The 540-nt window shown below is 42.0% G+C and carries 2 rRNA genes; both read left to right on the top strand.

Annotated elements, in window-relative coordinates:
- Positions 1–69 (top strand): 16S ribosomal RNA (locus WMO41_RS15875); the annotation flags it as partial.
- 63 nt (positions 70–132) lie between these two features.
- Positions 133–250, top strand: a 5S ribosomal RNA gene (gene rrf / locus WMO41_RS15870).
- The last annotated feature ends 290 nt before the right edge of the window (positions 251–540 follow it).

Genomic DNA, 540 nt, shown 5'->3' with positions numbered 1-540 from the left:
GGATTGATAACTGGGGTGAAGTCGTAACAAGGTAGCCGTATCGGAAGGTGCGGCTGGATCACCTCCTTTCTAAGGAATAGAAAAGTAGGGGTTTTAAACACTGTTGAATCTTTGATACAAGGTTCTAACATTTCCGGTGCCGATGCGCTTGTGGGAAACACCCGTTCCCATCCCGAACACGACGGTTAAGACGCAGGCGGCCGATGGTACTATGCTGGAGACGGCATGGGAGAGCAGGTGGGTGCCGGAATATTTATTAAAATCACTCACGAGAGTGTTTTATATAGAACGGACACATTTTAATGGGTGGAGATAAAGGCGAAACCTGTGATGGATAAAACTGAGAAGAATGTGTTAACCTACTTCAGCAGGGTAGTGCTGTTCCATATAACTGGTTTTTACCAGTGATTAGAGAGTTCAAAAACCTTTGAGTTTTCTAATGACTGATAAAACATCAGTCAGACATGTACCTTGAAAACTGCATATTGAATTAATCAAGATAAAATCTTTTAAAAGATAATATCAAGACATCCGAGGTGT

Origin of the sequence: Ventrimonas faecis, from assembly GCF_040096075.1 — a bacterium.
Lineage (GTDB): Bacteria > Bacillota > Clostridia > Lachnospirales > Lachnospiraceae > Brotaphodocola > Brotaphodocola faecis.
The sequence above is the reverse complement of the archived record's forward strand: the minus strand, read 5'-3'. Positions and strand labels throughout refer to the sequence as shown.